This is a genomic window from Vibrio sp. BS-M-Sm-2 (assembly GCF_041504345.1).
Classification (GTDB): Bacteria; Pseudomonadota; Gammaproteobacteria; order Enterobacterales; family Vibrionaceae; genus Vibrio; species Vibrio satsumensis.
Map to the genome: position 1 here is coordinate 1555954 of NZ_CP167895.1, position 23293 is coordinate 1579246.

Annotated in this window: 20 protein-coding genes and 1 pseudogene; 7 read left to right on the forward strand and 14 right to left on the reverse strand. The window is 43.3% G+C overall.

The annotated features are described in order from the left end of the window. Nucleotides 1-6 precede the first annotated feature (6 nt). The 6 genes from AB8613_RS22855 to AB8613_RS22880 are packed head-to-tail and all read left to right on the forward strand — an operon-like array spanning nt 7 to nt 5577. Nucleotides 7-939, forward strand: coding sequence for a DUF58 domain-containing protein (locus AB8613_RS22855; RefSeq protein WP_327784332.1), 933 nt, complete (start codon nt 7-9; stop codon nt 937-939). A 19-nt stretch (nt 940-958) separates the two neighbouring features. Beyond that, on the forward strand, nt 959-1504 hold the full coding sequence (locus AB8613_RS22860) for a DUF4381 domain-containing protein (protein ID WP_372385105.1): 546 nt from the start codon (nt 959-961) through the stop codon (nt 1502-1504). Continuing rightward, on the forward strand, nt 1491-2528 hold the full coding sequence (locus AB8613_RS22865) for a VWA domain-containing protein (RefSeq protein ID WP_372385106.1): 1038 nt from the start codon (nt 1491-1493) through the stop codon (nt 2526-2528). Before AB8613_RS22860 ends, AB8613_RS22865 begins: the two co-directional genes overlap by 14 nt. Further along, on the forward strand, nt 2521-3501 hold the full coding sequence (locus AB8613_RS22870; RefSeq protein WP_372385107.1) for a VWA domain-containing protein: 981 nt from the start codon (nt 2521-2523) through the stop codon (nt 3499-3501). Before AB8613_RS22865 ends, AB8613_RS22870 begins: the two co-directional genes overlap by 8 nt. Next, nucleotides 3495-4214, forward strand: coding sequence for a hypothetical protein (locus tag AB8613_RS22875; RefSeq protein WP_285954537.1), 720 nt, complete (start codon nt 3495-3497; stop codon nt 4212-4214). The genes AB8613_RS22870 and AB8613_RS22875 overlap by 7 nt, the downstream gene beginning before the upstream one ends. Further along, complete coding sequence (locus AB8613_RS22880) at nt 4201-5577, forward strand: BatD family protein (protein WP_372385108.1); 1377 nt, start codon at nt 4201-4203, stop codon at nt 5575-5577. The genes AB8613_RS22875 and AB8613_RS22880 overlap by 14 nt, the downstream gene beginning before the upstream one ends. A gap of 45 nt (nt 5578-5622) precedes the next feature. Here AB8613_RS22880 and AB8613_RS22885 read toward each other — a convergent pair whose 3' ends face one another. The 3 genes and pseudogenes from AB8613_RS22885 to AB8613_RS22895 form a co-directional block, all read right to left on the reverse strand. After that, nucleotides 5623-6573, reverse strand: coding sequence for a LysR family transcriptional regulator (locus AB8613_RS22885; RefSeq protein ID WP_285954539.1), 951 nt, complete (start codon nt 6571-6573; stop codon nt 5623-5625). A gap of 196 nt (nt 6574-6769) precedes the next feature. Then, a pseudogene (locus AB8613_RS22890) lies at nt 6770-7061 on the reverse strand (LysR family transcriptional regulator); the annotation flags it as partial. A 69-nt stretch (nt 7062-7130) separates the two neighbouring features. Further along, a complete protein-coding gene (locus tag AB8613_RS22895) occupies nt 7131-7535 on the reverse strand; it encodes a hypothetical protein (RefSeq protein ID WP_285954540.1) in 405 nt (134 codons plus the stop codon). Between the two features lie 208 nt (nt 7536-7743). On the opposite strand from AB8613_RS22895, the gene AB8613_RS22900 reads away from it, so the two are divergent. Then, on the forward strand, nt 7744-8697 hold the full coding sequence (locus AB8613_RS22900; RefSeq protein WP_372385109.1) for a DUF2860 family protein: 954 nt from the start codon (nt 7744-7746) through the stop codon (nt 8695-8697). A 130-nt stretch (nt 8698-8827) separates the two neighbouring features. Here the strand turns inward: AB8613_RS22900 and AB8613_RS22905 are convergent, their stop codons facing one another. The 11 genes from AB8613_RS22905 to trpS all read right to left on the reverse strand — a co-directional run bounded on the left by AB8613_RS22905 (nt 8828) and on the right by trpS (nt 23154). Then, a complete protein-coding gene (locus AB8613_RS22905; protein WP_285954542.1) occupies nt 8828-9766 on the reverse strand; it encodes a LysR family transcriptional regulator in 939 nt (312 codons plus the stop codon). A gap of 216 nt (nt 9767-9982) precedes the next feature. Continuing rightward, nucleotides 9983-11278 carry a MipA/OmpV family protein gene (locus AB8613_RS22910; protein ID WP_285954543.1) on the reverse strand — a complete coding sequence of 432 codons (1296 nt, stop codon included), beginning with the start codon at nt 11276-11278 and terminating at the stop codon, nt 9983-9985. Between the two features lie 261 nt (nt 11279-11539). Further along, nucleotides 11540-14587, reverse strand: a complete 3048-nt coding sequence (locus tag AB8613_RS22915; RefSeq protein ID WP_372385110.1) for an efflux RND transporter permease subunit — start codon at nt 14585-14587, stop codon at nt 11540-11542. 1 nt (nt 14588) lies between these two features. Then, nucleotides 14589-15674, reverse strand: coding sequence for an efflux RND transporter periplasmic adaptor subunit (locus AB8613_RS22920; RefSeq protein ID WP_372385111.1), 1086 nt, complete (start codon nt 15672-15674; stop codon nt 14589-14591). Between the two features lie 103 nt (nt 15675-15777). Next, nucleotides 15778-16017 carry a hypothetical protein gene (locus AB8613_RS22925; protein ID WP_285954546.1) on the reverse strand — a complete coding sequence of 80 codons (240 nt, stop codon included), beginning with the start codon at nt 16015-16017 and terminating at the stop codon, nt 15778-15780. A gap of 353 nt (nt 16018-16370) precedes the next feature. Next, complete coding sequence (locus AB8613_RS22930; protein WP_372385112.1) at nt 16371-16997, reverse strand: LysE family translocator; 627 nt, start codon at nt 16995-16997, stop codon at nt 16371-16373. A gap of 279 nt (nt 16998-17276) precedes the next feature. Continuing rightward, nucleotides 17277-18137 (reverse strand): delta-class carbonic anhydrase, encoded by an 861-nt coding sequence (locus AB8613_RS22935; protein WP_372385113.1) that lies wholly within the window; start codon nt 18135-18137, stop codon nt 17277-17279. A 358-nt stretch (nt 18138-18495) separates the two neighbouring features. After that, a complete protein-coding gene (locus AB8613_RS22940; RefSeq protein ID WP_372385114.1) occupies nt 18496-18975 on the reverse strand; it encodes a hypothetical protein in 480 nt (159 codons plus the stop codon). A 137-nt stretch (nt 18976-19112) separates the two neighbouring features. Continuing rightward, nucleotides 19113-19490 carry a VOC family protein gene (locus AB8613_RS22945; protein ID WP_371713442.1) on the reverse strand — a complete coding sequence of 126 codons (378 nt, stop codon included), beginning with the start codon at nt 19488-19490 and terminating at the stop codon, nt 19113-19115. Nucleotides 19491-19689: 199 nt separating this feature from the next. Then, nucleotides 19690-21732 carry a M4 family metallopeptidase gene (locus AB8613_RS22950; protein WP_372385115.1) on the reverse strand — a complete coding sequence of 681 codons (2043 nt, stop codon included), beginning with the start codon at nt 21730-21732 and terminating at the stop codon, nt 19690-19692. Nucleotides 21733-22131: 399 nt separating this feature from the next. Next, nucleotides 22132-23154 carry a tryptophan--tRNA ligase gene (gene trpS / locus AB8613_RS22955; protein WP_102267544.1) on the reverse strand — a complete coding sequence of 341 codons (1023 nt, stop codon included), beginning with the start codon at nt 23152-23154 and terminating at the stop codon, nt 22132-22134. Nucleotides 23155-23293 lie beyond the last annotated feature (139 nt).

A 23293-nucleotide genomic window follows, 5' to 3' on the forward strand; every position in this document is an offset into this window, starting at 1 on the left:
GTCACCATGGAGACGAAACCAACACTTGATCCTGATATCTACACGAATCTAAAGGCATTGCGATTGTTGAAATACAAGGCGCATGGCTTTGACTTTTTACCTGCTCAGCCAATCAACAGCGCGTTAACGGGTCGTCATGTATCTAAGCTACGTGGACGTGGATTGAACTTTGAAGAGATGCGTCACTACCAAATTGGCGATGATATTCGCACCATGGATTGGAAAGTGACAAATAGAACGGGCAAGCCACACGTCAAAATATTCTCTGAAGAGCGCGAGCGTAACGTTTATGTCATGGTCGATCAGCGCACCAGCATGTTCTTCGGCAGTACAGGTCGAATGAAATCTGTAGTTGCTGCAGAAATCGCAGCTTTGATTGCTTGGAAAGTCATAGACAGTACCGATCGTATTGGTGCGATTGTTTATAACGACAGCACTGCACTGCCAATTCCTCCACAACGCAGCGCAAACCACGTACTCAAAATACTCAATGAAATTGCGAGTAAGAATCAGCAGCTAAAAGCGGGAAAGGCTCAAGACACGCAATCCAATTCGTTCGAAAAATTGTTTCATCAGGCGCAAAGGTTGGTTAAGCATGATGGCCTAGTGATCTTGATTACCGATGGCTACGGCTATAACGAGCGTAGCGAAGAGCAAATCAAGGCTTTGTGTCAACACAACGATGTGGTGTTGTGCCATGTCACCGACCCGCTGGAACATGATTTAGCCACGCTTAATAAGATGGTACTTAGCGACGGACAATTGCAGTTATCCGTATCAGGCCAAGAAGCACAGTTACGCGATGCGTTCGCCAAAGATGTTGTTCGAGCCATCGATAATTTCACGGCGGTGGCGAAGAAATATCGAATCCCTGTATTGCCGTTCAACACAGTCGACCCCACCGATGTTCAGCTTAGAAAAGCACTCGGCGCGATTTAAATAACTGAGAATGCAAACTATGACGACTAACACTGGGCTTGAACCTTTACAGCCAGAAAACGTGAATCCATTAATGGCCTCTTTGTCTGAGCCTTCTTTGCCAGAAAGTATCTCATGGCTACCGAATGCACCTGGCTGGTACTGGTTACTCTTGTTGCTGTTTTGCTTTGCTTTATATCGTGTCTATTTAGTTATTAAAAAGTACCTAGCAAACACATACCGACGCGCTGCCTTAGTAGAGTTAGAGCAACTCTCTTTGAAGGCCCAATCCGGTGACATTTCATCATTTCAAAAGCTACCACAACTGCTACGAAGAACCGCATTGTATGCCTTCCCTCGTACAGAAGTAGCCCCTTTAACCGGCACAGATTGGGAGAAATGGTTAGATGACCATTGCACCAAGCGTCAATTTTCATCCGAGTTCTCTACATCAGAACTCTCAGGCGTACTTGCTCAACTCGCCTACTCTTCAGCAGCGACATTAACGGAAGAACAACGAAACGCCATCATGGAGAACGTTGCACTTTGGATAAAACATCACGAGGTGTCACATGATCGAATTTGAATACCCAATAGCGTTTGCACTGCTCTGCTTACCCTTTGCCGTGTATTGGTTATTGCCTGTTTACAAAGAGTCAAAAAGCGCGATTCAAGTGCCCTTTTTTGATCGCCTGATTGCAGTGTCTTCACAAGAGCCCTCTGAAACCGCGGTCAAGATGAGCCGTCGTAAAGTCCAATGGCTATTGGTCATTATCAGCTATCTTGCTCTAGTCGTCGCGATTGCCAAACCAATGTGGATAGGCGAACCAATCGAACAAAAGAAATCCGCTCGTGAAATTATGGTCGCACTGGATCTATCTGGTTCAATGTCAGAAGAGGACTTTGCCGATAAAGAAGGCAATAAACACGACCGTCTAACCATTGCAAAGCAGGTATTGCGTGAATTTGCAGCCCAGCGAGAGCATGACCGCTTAGGGTTAATCTTATTTGCAAACTCTGCTTATGTTCAGGCACCATTTACTGAAGATATTAACGTGTGGCAATCGCTACTCGAAGACGTTGAACTTGGCTATGCCGGATTTCAAACTGCTTTTGGCGACGCGATTGGCTTATCAATTGCCGTATTCGAACAAGAAGAAAGTCGTCAACGAGTGATGATTCTGCTAACCGATGGTGATGACACAAGTTCGAAAATGCCTCCTGTCAAAGCTGCGGAAATCGCCGCCAAATATGGGGTGAAGATTTACACCATTGCAATTGGTGACCCGAGCACCAAAGGCCGCTACAAGATGGATCTTCCCACTTTAGAGAAGGTATCAGCCGCAACTGGCGGGCAGATGTTTCATGCCATGGACCGAAAACAACTCGAACAAGCTTACGCAACGATAGACGAACTAGAACAGCAAGAGTTTGAACTGTTATCTCACCGTCCTAAACACAGCTTGCACCACTATGTATTTGGCGTTTGTCTGGTGAGCAACCTACTCGCGGCCTTAATCGTGTTTGGTGCCAATCTACGCCGTCAAAGACGTCATCAAAAAGAAGTAAAGCATGTTATTCGCCGCAGAGAGGAGCTAACCAATGACTGATTTCAATACATTGTTTGGTGGCGATATCACCCAGTTTCATTTCATGCGTCCACTGTGGTTGTTAGCATTGGTCCCGTTCGTGTTGTTTTATCGTGCACTCGTTCAACAAGACGATTTAGTCACCCAGTGGCAGCCCGTCATGTCTAAAAACATGGTTGAACATCTGTCTCTCAACCAAAATAGAGTTCGTATAGTTTCTCCTAATCGATTGTTTCTGGTGTTTGCGGTTCTAGCCACGCTCATTATGGCGGGTCCAACGTGGCAGCAACAACCTTCACCATTTTTTGAAGACAATTCCGAGCTAGTGATTGCCTTGGATGTGTCTGATTCAATGAATAAAACCGACATTCAGCCGTCACGATTAGATCGTGCTAAACACAAGATCAATCAGCTCGTTGAACTGCGCGGCGATTCAAAAACCGGGTTAGTGATATACGGCGGAAGTGCTCATGTCGCGATGCCTGTCACCAAAGACAAAGAGTTAACGCGATACTTCCTCGATGTATTGGATGGAAGCTTGCTGCCAGAGAACAAGAACAAACCGGCTTCGGTCTTAAAGCCGACGCTCGAGCTAATTTCACAAGCAAAAACGCCATCAACAGTATTGATACTGACAGACAAGACCAATGACGAAGCGATAGAAAAATTCACTAAAGCGTTTGAACAACAGCACCACCAAGTGATCGTGTGGGCTATGGGTGAAAACTCGCAGAGCGGCGGAAATGGCACAGCAGGTTTAACCGAAACTCAACTCGCTTCACTGTCCCAACTGGCGCAAGCAGGTCATGGTAAAATGGTTTCATTCACTCACGACGCTAGCGATGTTGAAGCGGTTTATCAGAGCATTCAGAACAACCTGTTTGCGGTCAGCGATAACGCCCTACCTTGGTTAGATGCAGGCTATTGGTTGCTGTTTTTGTTGCTGCCTATCCAATTAATGTGGTTTAGAAAAGGGTGGACGCTTCAGTGGTAAATAATAAACAGGCAGTAAATCAAAAGTTATACAACCTGACGAAATCAGCCTCTTCGACTACACATCAAATCAATCGTGTACCTTGGTTATCCAAACTTAAGCCAATGCACCTGTTGCTTATGCTTATTGCAGGAAATCTGATTTGGGGAATCGCCAATAAGCACTCATTTTATGATTTTTGGCTATCCAACGATCAACACGCTTATATCGAGTTCAAGCAAGGCAACTACGCACAAAGTGCCGCCCTATTCGATGATCCAAACTGGAAAGCCTACAGTCGTTATCTGTCAGGTGATTTCCTTGGCGCAATTGACCAATTGAGCCCACAAGCAAGTGAACAAGGTGGTAAACCGGAAGAGCTGGCTGATTTCGCTAAGTTGATCGTCGCGAACAGCTATGCTCATACGGCTCAATTTGATAAAGCCACTGCGCTTTACAACGAACTGTTGAACAACGAAACGTATGAAGAGCAAGCGACAAACAACCTCGCTGTTGTGGAAGCTGCGATAGAGAAAATCAAGAACACACCACCGACAAAACAAGATTCAGAAAAAGTCATTGATGATAGGAAATTGGTCGACGACGAACCAAAAGAAGGGAGTCAGAAGGAGCTAGTGATCTCTGACCAAGTCTGGCTAAAACAAGTCAGACAGAATCCATCTAAGTTTCTAAGACAAAAATTTCAGCAGGAATACAGCAATGAACAAAACTAAATCGACAGTCCGAGCATTCGATCTTCTGAAGTGTTGGTTTACTGTCTTATCAGCGATGATGCTTTTAATTTCAATGCCTGCAAGTGCTAGTGACATAGACCAACTTGTCAGTGGTGATGAATTGAAGCTGAACGTTGAGATAAAAGCTCAAAATGTCGCTGTGAAACAACAAGTCGCACTCGACGTTGAAGTATTGAGTACCCGCCCCTTTAAAGAGGAGTTGGCATTACCTTACTTAGATATACCCTACACAGTCGTAAAGAAAGATGAGCAGAAAGTCGCACGTTCAGCACGCACAATCGAAGGCACTAAGTGGTTTACACAAAAAGCACGCTACTACTTGTACCCAATGCAAGCTGGCGAGTTTACTGTTCCTGAATTGAGCATTCCCATTAGTGTAGAGCTTACTGACAAAAACGTTATTGAGGGCGTGATTCATTCGCAACCCATTAACTTTGCATCCAAAATGCCCGTGAGTAACATTGATACAGACGCGTTGATTGTTAGCCCAAATGCTGAGCTTTCGATATCAACCGACCGTCCGTTAACCGGCGAATTCGAAGTTGGCCACGCTATCACTGCCACGTATACGTTGAGCGTGGCAAACTCGCACATGATGTTGCTGCCGGAGATCAACATCCCAGACATTTCCGGCGTTGAGTTGTATCGCAAACCAGCAGTCAAAGAAAACGTGTTTAATCGACTGAATAAAAGCAATACCGCGACACTCAAACAACAGGTAACGTTAATCCTGCAAGAACAAGGGAAAGTTGTCTTACCAAAACAGACCATGACATGGTGGAACACAAAGACCAATCAGCTGGAATCGTTAACTATAGAGCAGCAGACGCTTCAAGTCGGTGACGCAAAGTTGTTAGACTCGTTAAGTAACACTTTAGGCTCTATCTATGGGGCTCAAACCTTATCGAATTGGTTGGGTCAATATTGGTATTACTTGGTCATCGCTGGAGTATTCCTTGCTGCGATTGCTCGCCAGATCGGAAAACACTTCATTGATTTAAAGCGTTATTTTGTCGCACGCCAGCAATTAAATACCAAAAAATTGAGTATTCAATTTTGTCGACACGTTGAAGAAAAGCAGTACAGCAAAGCAGTGCAAACTATCTATGAGATTACGGGGCGAAAAAACTTTTCGAAAGGCACGCTTCAACTGCCTCTAGATTCGGAATCAAACGACATTTGGAAGAAACTATTGAAGCTTGGCTACGCAAAAGATGCGGAAGGCTCAGTTTCAGCTTCCCTCTCAATTTCTCTAGTAGAAGCCAAAACACTGTTAAAAGCTATCAATGATTCGCCCAAAACCCGAAGCACACCATTTAAGTTTAATTGGAATCTGAACTAATCGGTGAACTTAACTTAGGCTGCGGTGTGAGCAAAGACGTTGGGGTCAACTGTCACAAACAACGTCTTCAATCACGGACACTACTAAGTTTTTGAACCATTGATGTGCTGGGCTGGTAACGGTTCTTTTATGCTCAATCAAAAACAGTTCGAACATTAACTCTGGCACGTTATCTAGAGAAAAAATAGGCGCTATCTTGTCACCTATCCCCTCTAGTTCAGTTAACTTATGAGTCGCAATCAGAATTGTATTCGAACTCTGCATCACTTCCACCAACGTAAGAAGCTGTCCACTTTTAAATGCAATATCTCTCTGCACTCCATTCTTTGCTAGGTAGCTATCCACAGGGTGTTGCAGACCGTAGTTCGAACGGATATCGAGCGTGAGATCAACAAAGCGAGACTCTAGACACTGCTCAAGCGTTACATTTTCAACTTTCGCTAAAGGGTGATTAGCCGCAACATAAAAAACTGGGTAGACTCTGCCAAGGCTAACGTATGGGAATTCTATTGGGTTACTCGGGGCTTCGATGTGAATTGTAAAATCCACATCTCTGGATAGCAGCTGACTGGTTGGCGTTTTCGCTACCGGATATTCGATAAGACTAGCGTTAGGGGCTTCTTTCATAAATCGCTCAGCAAGCGGCACGGAAAGCATCCTACTCATCAATGGCGGTATCGAGACAACAAACGTTTGAACACATTCTTCTGGATTAAAAGCTGATTTTGTCACTAGGCTTCGCATCGCCAATAGTAACTCTTCCAAAGGCGCTTGCAGTTCCAGCGCTTTTTGCGTGGGCACTAAGCCATTAGACTCTCGATAAAACAATGGATCATCAAACAACTCTCGCAAGCGACTTAACGTACGACTCATCGCAGGCTGAGACAGGTACAAGGTGTTGGCAGCTCGCGTTACGTTCCTCTCTTTGATTAAAACACTTAACGACACCAATAAATTTAGATCCAGCCGAGAAAGCTGCTGTTCGATAGTCATCATAAGACATGCATCCGAGTAATATCACTCGTTAAATAATCACACTATTGTGACTAACAAACAAGTCGTGATGATAACTGGCTAAACGTTTCGTTTAATAATACGAGCGATTCAGTAGACGTGCCCTACTTTACTGTCGTTTTCAATACCCGTTTTCTGTCGCAGTAAAGACCTCAATATAGCCTGTTATTTTTATCGATTATTTCTCAACCTTGAGCAATGATGTCACACATTTTTGTAATAGGTCTTCGTTATATCTAGGGTGCCAAGCAGCCAGCATATCAAAGCTTTCTCGGGAATACTCCATTGGGATCGTCACCAAGTTGAACCCTTCAATAGCTCTAGATGGCAAGAACGCAATAGAATCTGTGGTGTTTTAAATACATGGGCACAATGGAAAAACACGGTGCGGAGACCACCACATTGCGCTTTAACCTAAACTGACCAAACCATTCATCAATAGATCCTTTGAAGTTTGGACGCGATGGTGAAAAAGGCGGTCCTATGACCGCCTTTACATTATCTTTATAGACTCTATATCGTTTCTACAATCAATACTTTCAACGTGCAGTGGCACTGAGGGCGTTTCGTTTCAACAGAGAGCAAGAGTAGTTCCTTATACTTACTACGCTATATATTTCACTCATTTTTAAACTTGGTACTTCTGCTCTTACATCGACCTCTTCTAACCAAAACACATCAAACAACAAGTGAAGATCCTTTGCCAGCAGACTCTCTATCGACTCCCTACCGTTTGTTTGCCTGACAAGCATCTTCGACACATCAACAAGAATGATCCTGTTGTTTATTAGTGGATTGCTTAAATTTTCGAGATAGGCATCAATATCTTCAACGATGATGATAGAACATCTTCCTTCACCTATATCAAGTACATCATAGGGGTGATCGTTTAAGTATATTGTAGATTGGTATTTTTCCTGTTTTGACACCGTGATTAACTGCATTTGCTTTTCCAAGACTAAAAACATAAACCCACTCTAAACACCATCTCATGTTCAATATATGAATAAGAGATATTCATATTCTTCTATCAAGCCTTTCAAATATGCATAACTGTTATCCATATTAATTATTTCTCATTAATTTAATATCCATCTCGTAAACGGATGTTGAACAAAAAAAGGAAAAACTAACACTTGAGAGAAATAAACCATGAACACTAAAAGCATATTGTCAGTAGCCATCTTATCTTCATTAACAACGAGCGCTTTCGCATTTGATTCTTCACGTATTAGCGGTGAAATCATCCTTGCAACGGGTTACGCTTCAACCAACTCAAACTTAAGCACAGAAAGCGATGCAGTATTAAAGAATAGAACGAACAAAGGCTCACATAATAACGATGTGGTTGTTATGCCATTGGGAAACATCGCTTACGAACTCGGTGAAAGTCGTAATCAAAAAGTCTATTTAGGTACATCTCGTGATGACTTAGCCGTGGGCGACTTAGCCTTTGAAATCGGCTATCAGTACAATATGCAAAACGGTACTCAAGTTGACGTTGCTTACCTACCGACAGTACTTTCTGGTGAGGTATGGAAAGACCCTTACTTGGAAGGCCGTCGCAGCAAAACCGACGTTGATGGCCATGCTTACCGACTTCAGGTAAACAATATCATCGGCTCTGGTTTCTCAATGGACATGGCATTTGCGACAACTGAAGTAGACGACGAGCAAGTTCAAGCCTCTGAACTCACGCGTGACAGCGACATGTACTCGGTAAAAGGTGGTTATTTAGCATATTTCACACCAAACATGGGCTTAAGCACAACCTTAGGTTACCTACATAACGATGCGGATGGCAAGGCTGAAACCTTCGATCAATATCAATTAGAAATGACTTACTTTGTAACTCATGGTGCTCACAAAGTGGCTTTAACAAGCAGTTACGCTTACCGCGATTTTGACGGACAAAACTCAATTTATGGAAAAACACGCTCTGATAATCGACACAAGTTTTTTGCTGCCTACGAATACGCGAATATCGCTGGATTAGAGAACTGGGATTTAGTCTCTTTTGCTGGTGTGAATTACAACGATTCAAATATTAACTTCTACAAAAGTGAAGAATACTTAGCGTCAGTTGGTGTGAGTTACAAGTTCTAAACTTATTATTTGCTTGAACCCTACGATAAAAATAACGATAGACACCGCATGTAAGGTGTAAATATAAACACTAAAAAGCCTCTAATGTACTAACCCAATAGTTAAGTACGTAGAGGCTTTTTTGTTTTCTCTAAGCTTTGTTACCTGGCTGTACGATAGAATTGAAAAAAGACTGTACCGCTTGGTGTAAAAGCTGGTTAAGTGGATAACCACGCTTCGATTGTAAATAGCCACCCGACACGCTAATGCTTCTCAAGTGCTCAGGAATTACGGGGAGAGGATAACAAGCCAATTGATCGTCGTGCATTAAGATGTAGCTGCTATTGAAACTAAACGCATCCGAATTGACAAGCTTATCGACCATGATTGGAACACTATGACTCACTAAACATATATTCGGCTTAACGCCCTTGGCCAAAAACAACTCATCGTAAGGGTCATATTTTCCACCGTTAGAATCGGAAGCATACTTAACCAACGGAAGGTCTTTGATGTCATCCCAGTGAGATGAATTAGAAAGAACAGGATGATCTTTTCTCGCAACCAAGTTGATTACGATATCAGAAAGATGATGTGTGTAGATATCCTGTGGTAGCGGCAACATGGTGTAATGCAGCATATAGTCTACTTGGCGATCAAGCATGCTTTGCAGTGAGTGTTGTTGCCAGTAAACCAATTTTAAGCGTGCTTTGGGTAACGCCTGATTTATTGACTGATATAACCCTTTGCCAAATACATCCAATAGCGTTAAATCGCACGCAATTACGATATCGCCAGTATACTCTTTAGCGTCAAAGTCTTGATACGCTTCTAACACTTGAGTGAATGGAGTCAGCATATTCTCTGCTGCTTCTGCTAATTTCTCGGCAAGCTCAGAAGGCTCAACACCGTGAGCTTTGCGAATAAACAGCTGGTCTCCAAACGTCTCTCTAAGCTTGGCCAATCCTCGGCTCACACTTGTTTGAGATATTCCTAACCTTTTCGCAGTCACAGAGGTATTGCGAGTCTCTACGACCACTTTTAGCAAACGTAACAAGTTTAGGTCGAGATTATCGAGATTGTTTCCCATAGTCAGCATCGTTCCCTTGTCTACTCGGTTCTGTTTTACAACATAACATAAAGATTCGAACACTCAGAGGTTTATCGGTTTTCCTCATCATACAAACGACTATGATATTGGTACAAAAAGAGTCGACATGAAAACAGTTAAGCACAAAAAGGCCGCCAAACCGGCAGCCTTCTAGGATCAAGTAGCAAGCGTCACTGAAAGAGAGTCTCGTTAGAATTAAAAGTCCCACTGTAGGTAAAGAGAGTTGTAATCACTGCCCCCTTTTATTCGGCCAAATGCTGATGTCGTAGTAAAAATCCCTGAACGATGATGCAAGCTATACCCTAACCACAAGTTGGTTAATGATGGGTTATTGAAGAGATCGCCCATATTAGTATCAACACTGAAATCTAAATAATTCATCAGCTTACTTGCTTGATAACCTTTCTCTTCTAAATTCTTGCGCTCGATATGACTTATTTGGTTGCTGTAAGAGATACCTTCAGCAAAACCGAGCCTTGTTCTTACCGACCAATCAAACGTGTAATATCCCTTAATCGCGAGCACATACTCATCAAATGGATCTTGAGTATCGGAATTTTGGTGATACACATAGCCAGGAGTTAAATAGAAATCGATAGGTAGCCCAAACACACTGCCCGATAAAGGATGACCATAAAATATTGAGATCATACTATTTCGGTCTGGGTCGGTATCATTGTTTAACATGAAAATTTCGGTCGGCCCAGATTCGGTCGCAAGCCCACCTGCTACTCTGATATAAGCACCTTCTGGCCACTTACGTTGAGTACGCAGGCTTGAACTTCCAAACATCGCTAAGCCTAAATACCCTTCCCACTGTGTGTGTGAATCAATCGCTTGGCTCGAGTAGGTATCATCATCAAATAAGGTCGCGCCAATATGCCCAACAGCATAAAGGTTTCGGTAGATCTGCGTTTGACCTTTCACACCGGCTTTGCTGTCAATTGCCCACCCAATATCTTCCATCTGCAGTCCGTAATAGGCATCATTGAAACGCGCGGATTTGGCTCTCAGTGTGGCATAGAATGTTGCCTCCCACCCCAGTCCTTTAAACATATAGTCACTAGTTAAGTTCGAGTATGTTCTTCCACCGTTGTCACTCAGTAGCTCTATACTTAAGTCTACGGATGGTGAATGATGCCAAGTCGCCTTTGCGCCGAAATCGACCTGAGAACCTTGAATGGTATTTTGAGCATAACGAGGGATATCAAAGAATCTCAAGCTTGCCGAGAAACCAAGGCTAAAGTCGTCGTTTTGATAGAAGTTGTAGCCACCAGATGCGCCATCTAAATAAAAATTCTCTCCTTGATAGAACAATAATGGGATCACATCATTAACCGTGTTCCCACTGGTTTTAAAAGGCATGGTTGCGCTCCGTATCCCAATACCTACGCCCCAGCTTTCTTTCTTCTCAATGCCAGACGCGGAAAGTTCGCTGGCTGTAACCATAGGAAGGGCACTAATCATCGGTAATATATATTTGTATCTCATCTTCCACTCTTATTAATTTAAATAGAGTGCAAACATGTGACACCCTAATATTATGCACCTCTCCATGTGTCGTTATTCATCAAACTAAAATAGGTTTTAGATACTGATTCCATTCAATAAAATTGTATTAATTACTGCTATGGAAAAGTACGTTTTACAGATATTCATTTCTGCCATTTCTTCGTTTTCTACAGACGCAAAAAAGCCCAACAAGGTTGGGCTTTAATCTGCTGCTATTCTAGGCATTTAATTGCGTTGATATTATGCTTTTGGCTTCACTCTAAAAAACAATGCATAGTTTAAAGGTATCACGACCAGTGTCAGCACGGTTGCAAATAACAGTCCGAACATAATGGTCACCGCCATACTCTTGAAGAACGGGTCTACCAAAAGTGGCGCCACACCAAGAATAGTGGTCGCTGCACCCAGTATTACTGGTCGAGCCCTGCTCATTGCAGCATCAATAATCGCATCATAAGCTTCTTTACCTTGTCTGATTTCGTTTTCTGCTTGGTCAACAAGAACAATCGCGTTCTTAACCATCATTCCGACTAAGCTTAGAAATCCTAGAGTTGCCATGAACTCAAACGGAGTTTGAAACATCACCAACCCTACTGATACGCCTAATACAGCCAGTGGTACCGTGCACCAAATAACCAATGCTTGGCGAATACCGTTAAACATGAATACCACAGCCAATACCATCGCAGCTAAGCCATAAGGCGCCGATGCGATTAAGCCTGCGTCTGCTTCTTTTGCGTCTTTGTATTCACCATGCCATTCCATCTGGTAACCAACAGGCAGTGGCATACCTTCTATTTTCGTTTTTATTGCGTCTAGAGCTTCTGCGGTCAACACACCTGTTTGGGGATCAGCTTGAGCCTTTATCGTTGGAACACGGTCTACACGGCGAAGCATGGAGTCTTGCCAAGTTAAATCAACACGTTCAACAAACTGCTCTAGTTGTAAATACTGACCTGCTGTTGGGCTGAACACTTGAGTATTCTCGATAGTTCGGTCGTGTGTGCGTTCATGTTCTGGCGACCTTACAACGATAGGAATCAAATCGTTGCCTTTACGGAATACGCCAACATTCTTCCCCACTAATGACTGCTCTAATGCTTGGTTAAGTTCTTGCGTCGTTAAACCAAATTGTTGCGCTTTCTCTGAAGAGTAAACCGGTGTCACTACAGGCACTTGCTGTCTCCAGTTATCTTGAATCGCAATCAACTCTGGAGTCTGGGCCATCAACAACTTAGCTTGCTCTGCAAGTTGTCTTAGTACCGCGCTATCTGGTCCGCTAAAAGCCGCTTCAATTTTCTTACCGCCACCAGGGCCAAGTACAAACTTCCAAACGTTTACCGATGCTTCGTCGTACTTTTCGTTTAACTCAACTTGCAACTTTGCAATCAGAGGTTCAATCACATTGAAGTTATCAACATCAACCAACATTTGAGCGTAGCTTGGGTTTTGCGCTTCAGGTGAGTAAGTCAGCATGAAACGTAAACCACCAGAACCGATGAAGCTTGTTGTATTCGTAACACCTTGATTGGTTCGTACATCACTTTCAATATCCAGCATCACGTTTTCAGTGGTGCGGATATCTGTCCCTTGTGGTAGGTATACATCAATAACAAACTGCTCTCTTTGAGACTCGGGCATAAAGCCTGGAGGAACGTGACCAAACATCTTCACGCCTAGGATAAATAGTAGAACTACTACACCTAAGCTTTTCTTTTGGTTGTTAAGAACCCATTCCAACGTTCCTTTGTACCAAAGGCTAACTTTGCCAGGGCCTTTAGTTGCCTTTGTTTTATCAACTTTCAAAAAGTCGTGGCATAGCAATGGTGTTACGGTAATAGCGAGCACCCAGCTTAACAACATCGAGTACAAGATTACCCAGAATAACGACCCTGCGTATTCACCCATGTTAGACGGTGAGAGACCAATAGCACTAAAAGCACAGATACCAACAACCGTACCTCCCAATAAAGGCCACTTAGTTTCGTTTACAATGTCATTAACCACGGTTTGTCGGTCAGCTTCTGGGTTCTTTTGTAGACGAGTTAACACACCATCCGTTACCACAATAGCGTTATCAACCAACATACCAAGCGCGATGATCAATGCTCCCAGTGAGATTCGTTGCATCGCAATGTTATCAATCAACATCACAACCAGAGTTCCCGCTACCGTTAGTACTAAAACAAAGCCAATAACGATGCCGGTTCTTAAGCCCATGAAGAGCAAAAGTACAACAAATACAATCACGACCGCCGCGATTAGGTTATTAATGAAATCTGAAACTGAGTCTCTTACAGAGTCAGACTGGATAGATATTTCATGCAGTTCGATACCGTGAGGGCGTTGACCTTCTAACTCTACAATACGAGCTTTAACGGCATCACCCATTTCAACCACGTTACCGCCCGCAACGTTTGAAATGCCAAGCCCTACTGCTCGAACACCATTAAAACGCATCAACTGAGAAACAGGTTCTTCATAACCACGAGTGACGTTCGCAATGTCTTGCAAGCGCATAACGGTATTGTTATCACCTAAGCTGATTTGTAACCCTTTCAGCTGTTCGTAAGAGCTAATATTGGCTTTTGGAATAACAGAAACACGCATGCCATCGGCATTCATTGCACCAGCAACGGTGACCACGTTTTGCTTTTCGAGCACGTCATAAACTTGCTGCGCAGACACACCAAATTGAGCTAGACGATCGTTTGAGATCTCAACAAATATGGTTTCTTGCTTTTCGGCATAAGTCGCGGTTTTCGATACTCCAGGAACGAGTACCAATTCCCTTCTCAACTCATCGACGTAATCTTGTAACTGCTTGTCCGAAAAGCCCTCGCCTGTCACGGCATAAAACTGGGCATATACATCAGCAAAGTCATCATTAACGATGGAAGACACAGCACCAGGAGGCATTGAACGCTGGGCATCATTGACCTTTCTTCTCAGCTTATCCCACACTTGTTGGAGTTCAGCTTCATCGCCAGAGAACTCACGCTTGATTTCAACCGTTACCTCAGACATTCCTTGCTTAGACACGGAAGTAATTTCGTCTACTTCCTGAAGTGATTGCGCCGCGCCTTCAATGATATCGGTGACTTCGTCTGCGACCTCTTGTGCAGTCGCACCAGGGTATGGCGTCACGATAACCGATTGGCGAATCACGAATTCAGGGTCTTCGAATCGTCCCAGTTTCAGGTAACTGATGTAACCACCAATAAGCATGAGCGCGACAATAACCCAAACACTGGTTCGCTTAGCTATAGTTTGTTGAGCGATATTCATCTTAATAAGCCTCGATAATCTTAGGTTGTACTACTAATCCCTCATGTAACTTTTGTGTCCCGGAAACAACGACTTGCTCTCCTAGAGCTAGGTTTGCTTCGATAGCAACTCGTTCACCATTCAGGCTGCCGGTCACGACATTTCTTTTTTGCAGTGTATTGTTTTCGTCTACGACCCAAACATATTGGTTCCCCGTGTTATCGGGGTTAACCGCAGCCAAAGGAATTTGAATCTGTTTCGACTTCGTGGGCTCTGAGTTTGAATACACGTGTACGTTCATACCCGGCAATAAACGCGTGTTTTCAGAGGTTTTTACAGACAGTGTGACGGCATAAGTTCCCGTCACAGGGTCTGGTTCGGTTTCGTATTTTTTTAACGTTAATTCAAAGCTTTCGTGTGGAATAACAGGAGAGCGAGCAAAGGTTGCTGTCGAATCACTATTACGAGTCATCACACTTTCTGGAACCTGAATTTTCGCTTCTAGGTCATTAAGGTCATGAATTGAAACGATTACTTCATTGCTTTGTACCAATACATGGTTATCAACCAATGTGCGGCTTATAACACCCGAAAAAGGCGCTCTAAGATTTGTGTCATCAAGGCGAATCTGTGCTTCTTCATAATGGTTTTCTGCAAGCTTGAAGCGAAGTGTTAGCTCTTCAAACTGGCTTTTTGAAATTGACTGACGGCTTTCGAACAAGGTTTTCGCGCGTTGATATTCAGCACGAGCATTCGCAAGTTCATTTTGAGCGGATGTCAGTGCAATTTTTGCATCAATAGAGTCTAATTTTGCAATTAATTGCCCCTGCTGCACTTCGTCACCTTCTTTGACCAACATCTTGACGATACGTCCGCTCACTCGGAATGAAAGGTCTGCTCGGCTAGCAGAACGGATAATGCCATTGAATGATAGGTCTTCGACTTTTACTGCCGAAGCGGCTTCAACAAATACGGGACGAACTACGGAGTCAACAACTGTCGCATCAGATGCAGGCTTACAACCCGTCAATAACACAGAAAGCGACATAGCTACCGCTATCGCAGTTGGTTTGAATGTCTTTGCTGTTAATGTGCTTGTTTTGTTCACTGCTATCTCCAAATGGATAAGTTGATTATTTGCGTGTGTAACTGTCACGCTGTTCGTCCCTAGTTGCATTCCTTTATGCTGCTCATTTTATAGCGAACTGAATTTAACTCGATGAATAAGAGTTATTCATTTCTGCGTCCAATAGTTTGGTGGGTGCACGTGTATAAGACTGGCGGCTAGACAGAGACTCTTTAGATGAATCACCAGTATCAATATGCGTTGGCTGGTCTTGTTCTGTGAGTTGCAGATAAGTAGGGTATAAGTGATCGTCAAGGTAATCACTGCTTCCGCTGCAATAGTTTATTGATACGAACGTAGATAGAAGTTGCTGCAAATAGTGCATGGCTAATTCCTTTTTAAGGTTTAATTTATTACACACCTTATTCCAGAATTACTCATATCAGCTATGGTTTAGAGATATTCATATATGGCATCACCAACAGCAAAAATGGATATCTCTTATTTGTGCCCTTCCTACTAAATATCAGTAAATTAGAGCTAAAATCAAAGAAGGAGTGACAGATAAAAAATTACCTACCTATAGTCTTTATCTTATCTAGTTACTTAGCTTTCTTTTCCTTAATTACAGTTAGATTGGCTTGAAACCAATCAAACAATTAAACATCTGCTTTAATCAGAATGCAGGATCGAAAAAGGCGAACCAATCGGTTCGCCTTTCTGTTCAAATAATCGTATTTATCGATTTATTGCCAAATATGATCCTGCAGCAATCATTATTCCACCAGCACTCTGATTAAGTCTTTTATGTGCACGTGGCGTTTTAAGTAAACTAGCCATTCTACCCGCACCCATTGCAATTAGCATTAAACCGGACATCAGAGCAACCGCCGCTAAAACAGAAACCAAGACGATATCTTGTGAACGCAAAACCGTCAGATCAATAAACGTCGGCAAGAATGAAATATAGAACAGAATCACTTTCGGATTTGATGCTGAAATCAAAAAGCCTTGCACGAAACTGGCGAGTTCCGATTTCTGACTTTGTTTGGCCGCAAGTTCTGCTGAACCTTGCACTTCAGGTAGGCTCTTAAACATCTTGTAGCCCAAGTAAATCAAATAAGCGGCACCAACATAGCGAATCACCTCAAAGGCAAACGACCAGTTCTCAGCAATCGTCACTAGACCAAAACAGGCAAGCGCAAGATAGATAAGATCACTGCATATCATCCCTAACGAAAGAGTGATGCACTTTTGCCAACCGTTAACCATGCCACGAGCTAAAATGGCAAATACGCCAGGCCCCGGAGTAATACCAAATATAAACATGGCAATAAAGAATGTAACTGCGCCTTCTAGTGACATCTGTCGTCCCTCAAATATCATTCAACATTATAATTTTCGAACGTATCATGGAGCCCCGATTCGGGTAAAGAGCGTTTTTGTCTAAGAGCGTGTTTGACTGACAGCGTTTTTAACTAAGAACGATTCACAAGACTCATGTTTTGAATAAGTGTCATACGTAACTTCCCCACTAAGCATAACCGCAAAGCTAAACCCAACATGTTTTTCGTTAAGACACAAAAAAGGCGAACCTAGTGGCCCGCCTTTGCAAAATATTGACTACGAATCAACGTAACAAGATTAGTTCGATATTGGTGACAACAACTCAGGGTTTACGACTATGTTTCTCACACCGTGGGCGTGGTCTTCGTTAAAGTCATTGCCTTCACACCAACTCCCCACTGTCGCGATGTTTACTTTCGCAACTTGTGGACGAACGCTCCATGTTACTTGGAAAGGTGAACCTTGCTCATTGTAACCAGGACCCGTTGTAGAACCTGCGTATTGAATCGCTAAACCCGTATTTTGAGGAATGTTTGGGGCTTGGTGTAATCCGTTGACTTTTGAATGTTTAGCGAGTGCTTCGAAATCGAGTGCTTTGTCGTCATTCACTAATACGTAAACTTGGGTTTCTACACGCAGTTGCGGGTTGGTAATCGCGTCGTTAAAACAAGCACCCAATGTTTCACCTGGTTCAACTTGTGCAGTCGAGTACACGTAATGCACCTCGATAGTGTCACCAGAATTAAGTGAACCGTGGTCGCTAGGACAAACCTTCTGCTCGAATGGTTTAAGCTCGGCCGCGCTCAACTTACCTGTGTATTTAAATCCACTCTGGAAACCTTTACCATCACCGTTACCAGCGTATTGAGTAAACTCACCACCTTTGTGCTCAGCGTTTTTATGGAAGTGGATATTACATAGATTCATGGCTGTTGAATCTGGCGCATCCGAAAACAATCGGGCATTTGTTCCTTCGGCTGAGCCTAAATCGCGAGGCGCTTGTGGGCCAAAACCTTTTCCTTGCGTGTTTTCAGATAGGTTTGCTCTTTGTTCAGCGATAACACTGTCAGCTACAGACTCATGGTTCGCGTCAGATGCGTTCGCTTGAGCCGCCAACATAGCCATCGCGACGCTTAAAAATACACTCTTATTCTTCATATCTCTTCCCTAGAATATTGATAACTAAACCTAAAATGAACTTAACAGCAAACATATTACTATGCTCGCAAGTGAATATGGTGCTTGTCTTTGTAAGATTAGATTTCACAGCTTACTTTGGGAAGAGTATTAAAACCCTTGATGCATATAACAAGTCAAACACGGTAAATACGGCGAGTCCATTCCAGAACAAACAAATACCTACTTTGCTGACTGTCCCTTGACTCAAGCCGATAAACAAGCGGACAACACGCTACAACCAGAGCTAATAGTAGAGTTTCTGATATAAAAAAGGCGAACCATTTGGCTCGCCTTCACGTCTCATTCTATCTATTAGTTTGGCTTTCTGGTTAACGGATCAACCGTGGCCCGTGGCAAATATCCCAAACGTCATGACGTTCAATGCATCTGTCACGCCCTCTAATGATTTAATCACCGTCTTGGTCGGTTCGTTATGACGGATAAAATAGCTTCCGATACCTTTTTCATCGCTACTCTTAGCATCATTCTCAGTTGTTTCTGTTGCTGCTACTTGAGAGGGATTCGCTGATTCTGGATCTGCATTAGCGTGAGTTCTCGTGCCTTTATTTGAATCAAGGTTTGAGTTTGCGTCATGGCCATTTATAGATTCATCGCTAATGGTTAGTTCATGGGAAGATTCGCCGCTGGTCTCAGCATTTGTATCCATTGAAGTCTCGAGATTGCCCTCTTTCTCTACGCTTTTCGACATAGCGTCTTCGTTGCTCAATGTCTTGTCGTCTAGCTGATGATTACTCGTTGAAGAACAAGCTGTTAAGAAGAACAGGCTAACGATGAATGTGAGTAAGTTTCTCATCATAATGATAAATCACGAATTAATAAAACATTGTTCGATTGTATTTTATTTGGCTGATGACATCCAGTAATAAGCGGAGTAAACGTGAAAAGTCGAGTTTTGAAAGAGTAAACAAAAGCGTACGGGTTTAGCGCTTGAGCCTAATAATTCGAAATCTCAATCAGATTGCCATCAGGATCTCGAATATAAACAGAGACAATTTTTCCCATTGCACCTGTTCGCGGTACTGGTCCCTCTTCTATCACGACTCCTTGCGCTTGGATATGCTCTACGACCTCAACAATTGGTGTATTGGTAACAAAGCAGAGGTCTGCACTGCCCGCTTGAACGCGTTTTGCCTTTGGTTCGAACTCCTTACCTAATTGATGAAGATTTATCTTTTGATTGCCGAACGACAACGCCAAGCGTCCTTCCCCGAATTGGATGGGCTTCATACCTAATACGCGCTGATAGAAATCTACTGTTATCTCGATATTTTTAACAGTTAATACAAGGTGATCTAGATGACTTACTTCCATATATGATGGCTCTCCATGAATAACGGACTTCCTAGTTTAACCGCTCTACAGAAGCCCTGAATGTTTATCACTCATAATCTAGCGCCTAGAAGAGTAACACAAGCATCTTATGCGTCGTTACATCTCATTATTAACGAATAAAGGGAGTACTTTTAAGCACTCCCTTTGTTCGATTTTTCTATTGGATTAACGGGTTAAGTTAGTCACACATCCCGTCAAATGTCCAATGCCAATAACTCTGGAACGGATCGGATCCCCAGTTTTCAACGTTGGCCGTAAAACGGGTACCCCAATACTGAACGGTAGCGCCTGCAGGATAGAAAATGTATGGGCTCCACTCTGGAACATCAACACAAGAACCTTCTGGCTGTGGTTCAGGCTGAGGCAGTTCCAATACACTGCTTACCGCTACATAAGCGTCCGTTGCCCCTTGTGCACCCGATACCATTACGTAGATATCATCCCCTTGTATACCTCCAAAGCCACAATACTCGTAGTTATCCAAGTTGGTAGACGAGCAATCGTAATCATTCAAGGATGCAGGGCGACCAATTGCAACATACAAATCAACGTTACCGTAACCATTGTAAGTTTGGAGCCAAACATCGCTTTGAGAGCTGTTCTTTAGAACAAATTGCTGTTGGTCGTTACCGCTGCTCAGCACAGGTGCAGGCACATTAAACTCTAGAGCCGTGATACCCGGTGTTGGTGTTGGTGTTGGTGTTGGTGGATTAGGGTTCGGGTTCGGCTGACCGGAGCCACAATCTTGAACACTAATTCCAACCTGGCTAAATGCTGTACGCACCGCTGATGCTTCGTAACCTAGCTTTTGCGCAGCCTTACAAACACCATCTGCTCCAGCTTGGAAGTTAGATCTTGACGTCCAGTACAGTTGGTTAGCTGTTGCGTAAGCCATGAATGCTTTTTTAATGTCCCAACCGTTACTGGTTGCTAAGTGGTAGAACGCTTTATTAAAGATCCCTGAACTATGGTGAACATCAATGCCATTGTAATACTGGTTGATGTGACCGATAGACATACCATCTTGACTTGGGTTAATGAAGTAACGCATCGCATCACTATGCTTCATTACATGCTCGCCCATCTTCCAATTGAAAGTGCCATGTACATATTCACTAAGCGCCGCAGCAGCTACATCAGAGAAAGATTCGTTCATTCCGCCCGACATACCACGATACTCAAGGTTTGAGTTTTGTTCAGTAAAGCCGTGGCTCACCTCATGAGCAATCACGTCCCACGTCGCTAATGGATACATGGATTGGTTACCATCGCCAAACGTCATTTGACGGCCATCCCAAAACGCGTTCCCATAGTTCGAACCGTAGTGAACACGCATAGTAAGCTTTTGTTGAATAGGACGTGTGTTCAACCAATCTTGGTACATGTCGAACACACGTTGGCCAAAGTAATGTGCGTCGTTCATTGGCGCATACGCACCGTTAACAGCGCGGTAATTATTGACGTTCTTACCGTAATTTCCGTTACAACTAAATTGATGAATCTGCCCTGAGCCTTGTTGGTTGTTCATGTTCATAGTCACAACGTTTTGGCTGTCCATCTGGCAATACGAGTTGACTTGGAATCCGCCAAACTGTGTGTTCGAGCCAAAGTAATAACGGCCACTTTTCTGGTTTCCGCCCGGTCCTTCTGCCTCAATGAACGCAATACCTTCCCAACGATCCAGTAACTCACCCGATTTAGCATCAACAAGCGTAATCGGTCTTGAGGGTGCCATGCCCAGAGTCTGCAAGAAATCGACCTTATAAATCAGGCGCGCTTGTTGCTGTTCATCAAGCCAAATAAGAAGCTCGGTGTTAGGGTCACGAATAGTCGCCGCGGCAACCCCTTTGTGCTGTGACTTTGCAATATCGACAGCTTGCTTTGCGCTAATCATTGGCAGTGTCGAGCCAATATCTGACTCAATACCCGTTAATACTTGGCCATCAACCGCTTTCGCAAAGCCCTTCTGAGAAAGATCAACCACTACCGATTGACCGTAAACCGGAATCCCGTAGTGAAGTTGTGTTTTACGTAGGAGTGTTGTAGTACCAGTGTTCACTCGACTTGCGTCTTGGTAAGCAAGTGGTTGGCTTACAGCGGGAAAACCCTGTGTTGTTTGATTGAGTACTGTAGATAAATCGACTTGCGAGTAGTCGACAATATTGGCAGCTTGAGAAGTAAACGCTATCGGAAATAGCATTAGTAAATGTGCACCACGCATACATCACCTTTATAATTATGTTTTTATTGATTCACCAACTAGATGAAGTCGCATCTTAACGATAGATATTGCACATAAAGAAATAAACTCAGTTGCATATGTGAGATTAATTCAAAACATAATTAATGATGTCTTTCGAATTGAGATATACCGCAAAAATTTATTTAAAATCTTATAGTTAGTTAAATATTAAAGTGTTATTTCTATAAATAGGAAATGATAAATCGCACAGTAATAAGCATTAAAACCAATCCAAAGAAGTCACGTGAACGATAACCTCTTTGATAGTTTCACACAGGTCGGGTAACCGATAGCGAGATCAGATCGCTATCGGGCAGTGGTCTGATGAATAAGTGAAGGATGAAATGTGAATAGATGAAGAATAATCGATGATGAAACTTACAAGATGTTCAGGCCAAATAGTTCTTTAACATCAAACAACACGGTTTCGGTTCTTTCTCTCGAGACTTGTGTACCTTGGCGTAAGATATCGATGAGTTGCGCTTTGTCATCCAACAGTTCGGCTCTGCGCGCTCTTATCGGGCGAATCATCTCTTGTAGACACTCTTCCAATACCTTTTTAGTTTGGCCATCCCCTAACCCGCCTCTGCGGTAGTGATCTTTTAGTTCATTGACGTAGTGAGCGTCAGTATGGAAAGCATCAAGATAGGTAAACACGATGTTCCCTTCTACTTGGCCCGGATCTTCGATTCGTAGATGATTTGGGTCGGTATACATGGATTTCACTGCTGCTCGAATCTCTTTCTCGGTCGCACCTAAGTTGATAGCGTTGCCCATTGATTTGGACATCTTGCTCTTACCGTCCGTACTCGGAAGCCGAGAGGCGTTGCTAAGCAGAGGTTTACACTCATTTAAGATTGGCTTGCCCGCGAGTGAGTTAACTTTTCTCACGATCTCGTTGGTCTGCTCTAGCATCGGCAATTGGTCGTCACCAACAGGAATCAAAGTCGCGTTAAAGGCTGTGATATCAGCCGCTTGTGAAATCGGATAAGTAAGAAAACCAGCCGGAATTGAGCGACCAAATTCCTTGTTTTGAATCTCACTTTTAACGGTTGGATTGCGTTCCAAACGAGCGATAGACACAAGGTTGCTGTAGAACATGGTAAGTTCAGCCAGTGCTGGTAATTGCGATTGAAGGCAGATTGTGGTTTTTGTTGGGTCGATACCTACCGCTAGATAATCAGCCACCACATTGAGAATGTTAGACGATACCTTGGCAGAATTATGAGCGTTGTCAGTAAGCCCTTGCATGTCGGCAACCAATATCGTTTGGTCGTGAATATGCTGCAACGAAGTGCGCTGCTGAAGTGAGCCAACATAGTGACCCAGATGTAAAGGGCCTGTCGCTCGGTCGCCAGTCAGAATAATTTCAGGTTTGTTCGTGTTTTGAGGTGTTTTCATAAGGTATCTCCAAGTAATAAAAGCTACTGGAGATAAAAAGAGACGACATTCTTGGTGACATTCTTCACTACCTTCCAGCAGCTAAAGAATGTGAGTATTCCGTGCTGCTCTAAATAGAGCACCACCAAAAGAAAATTGA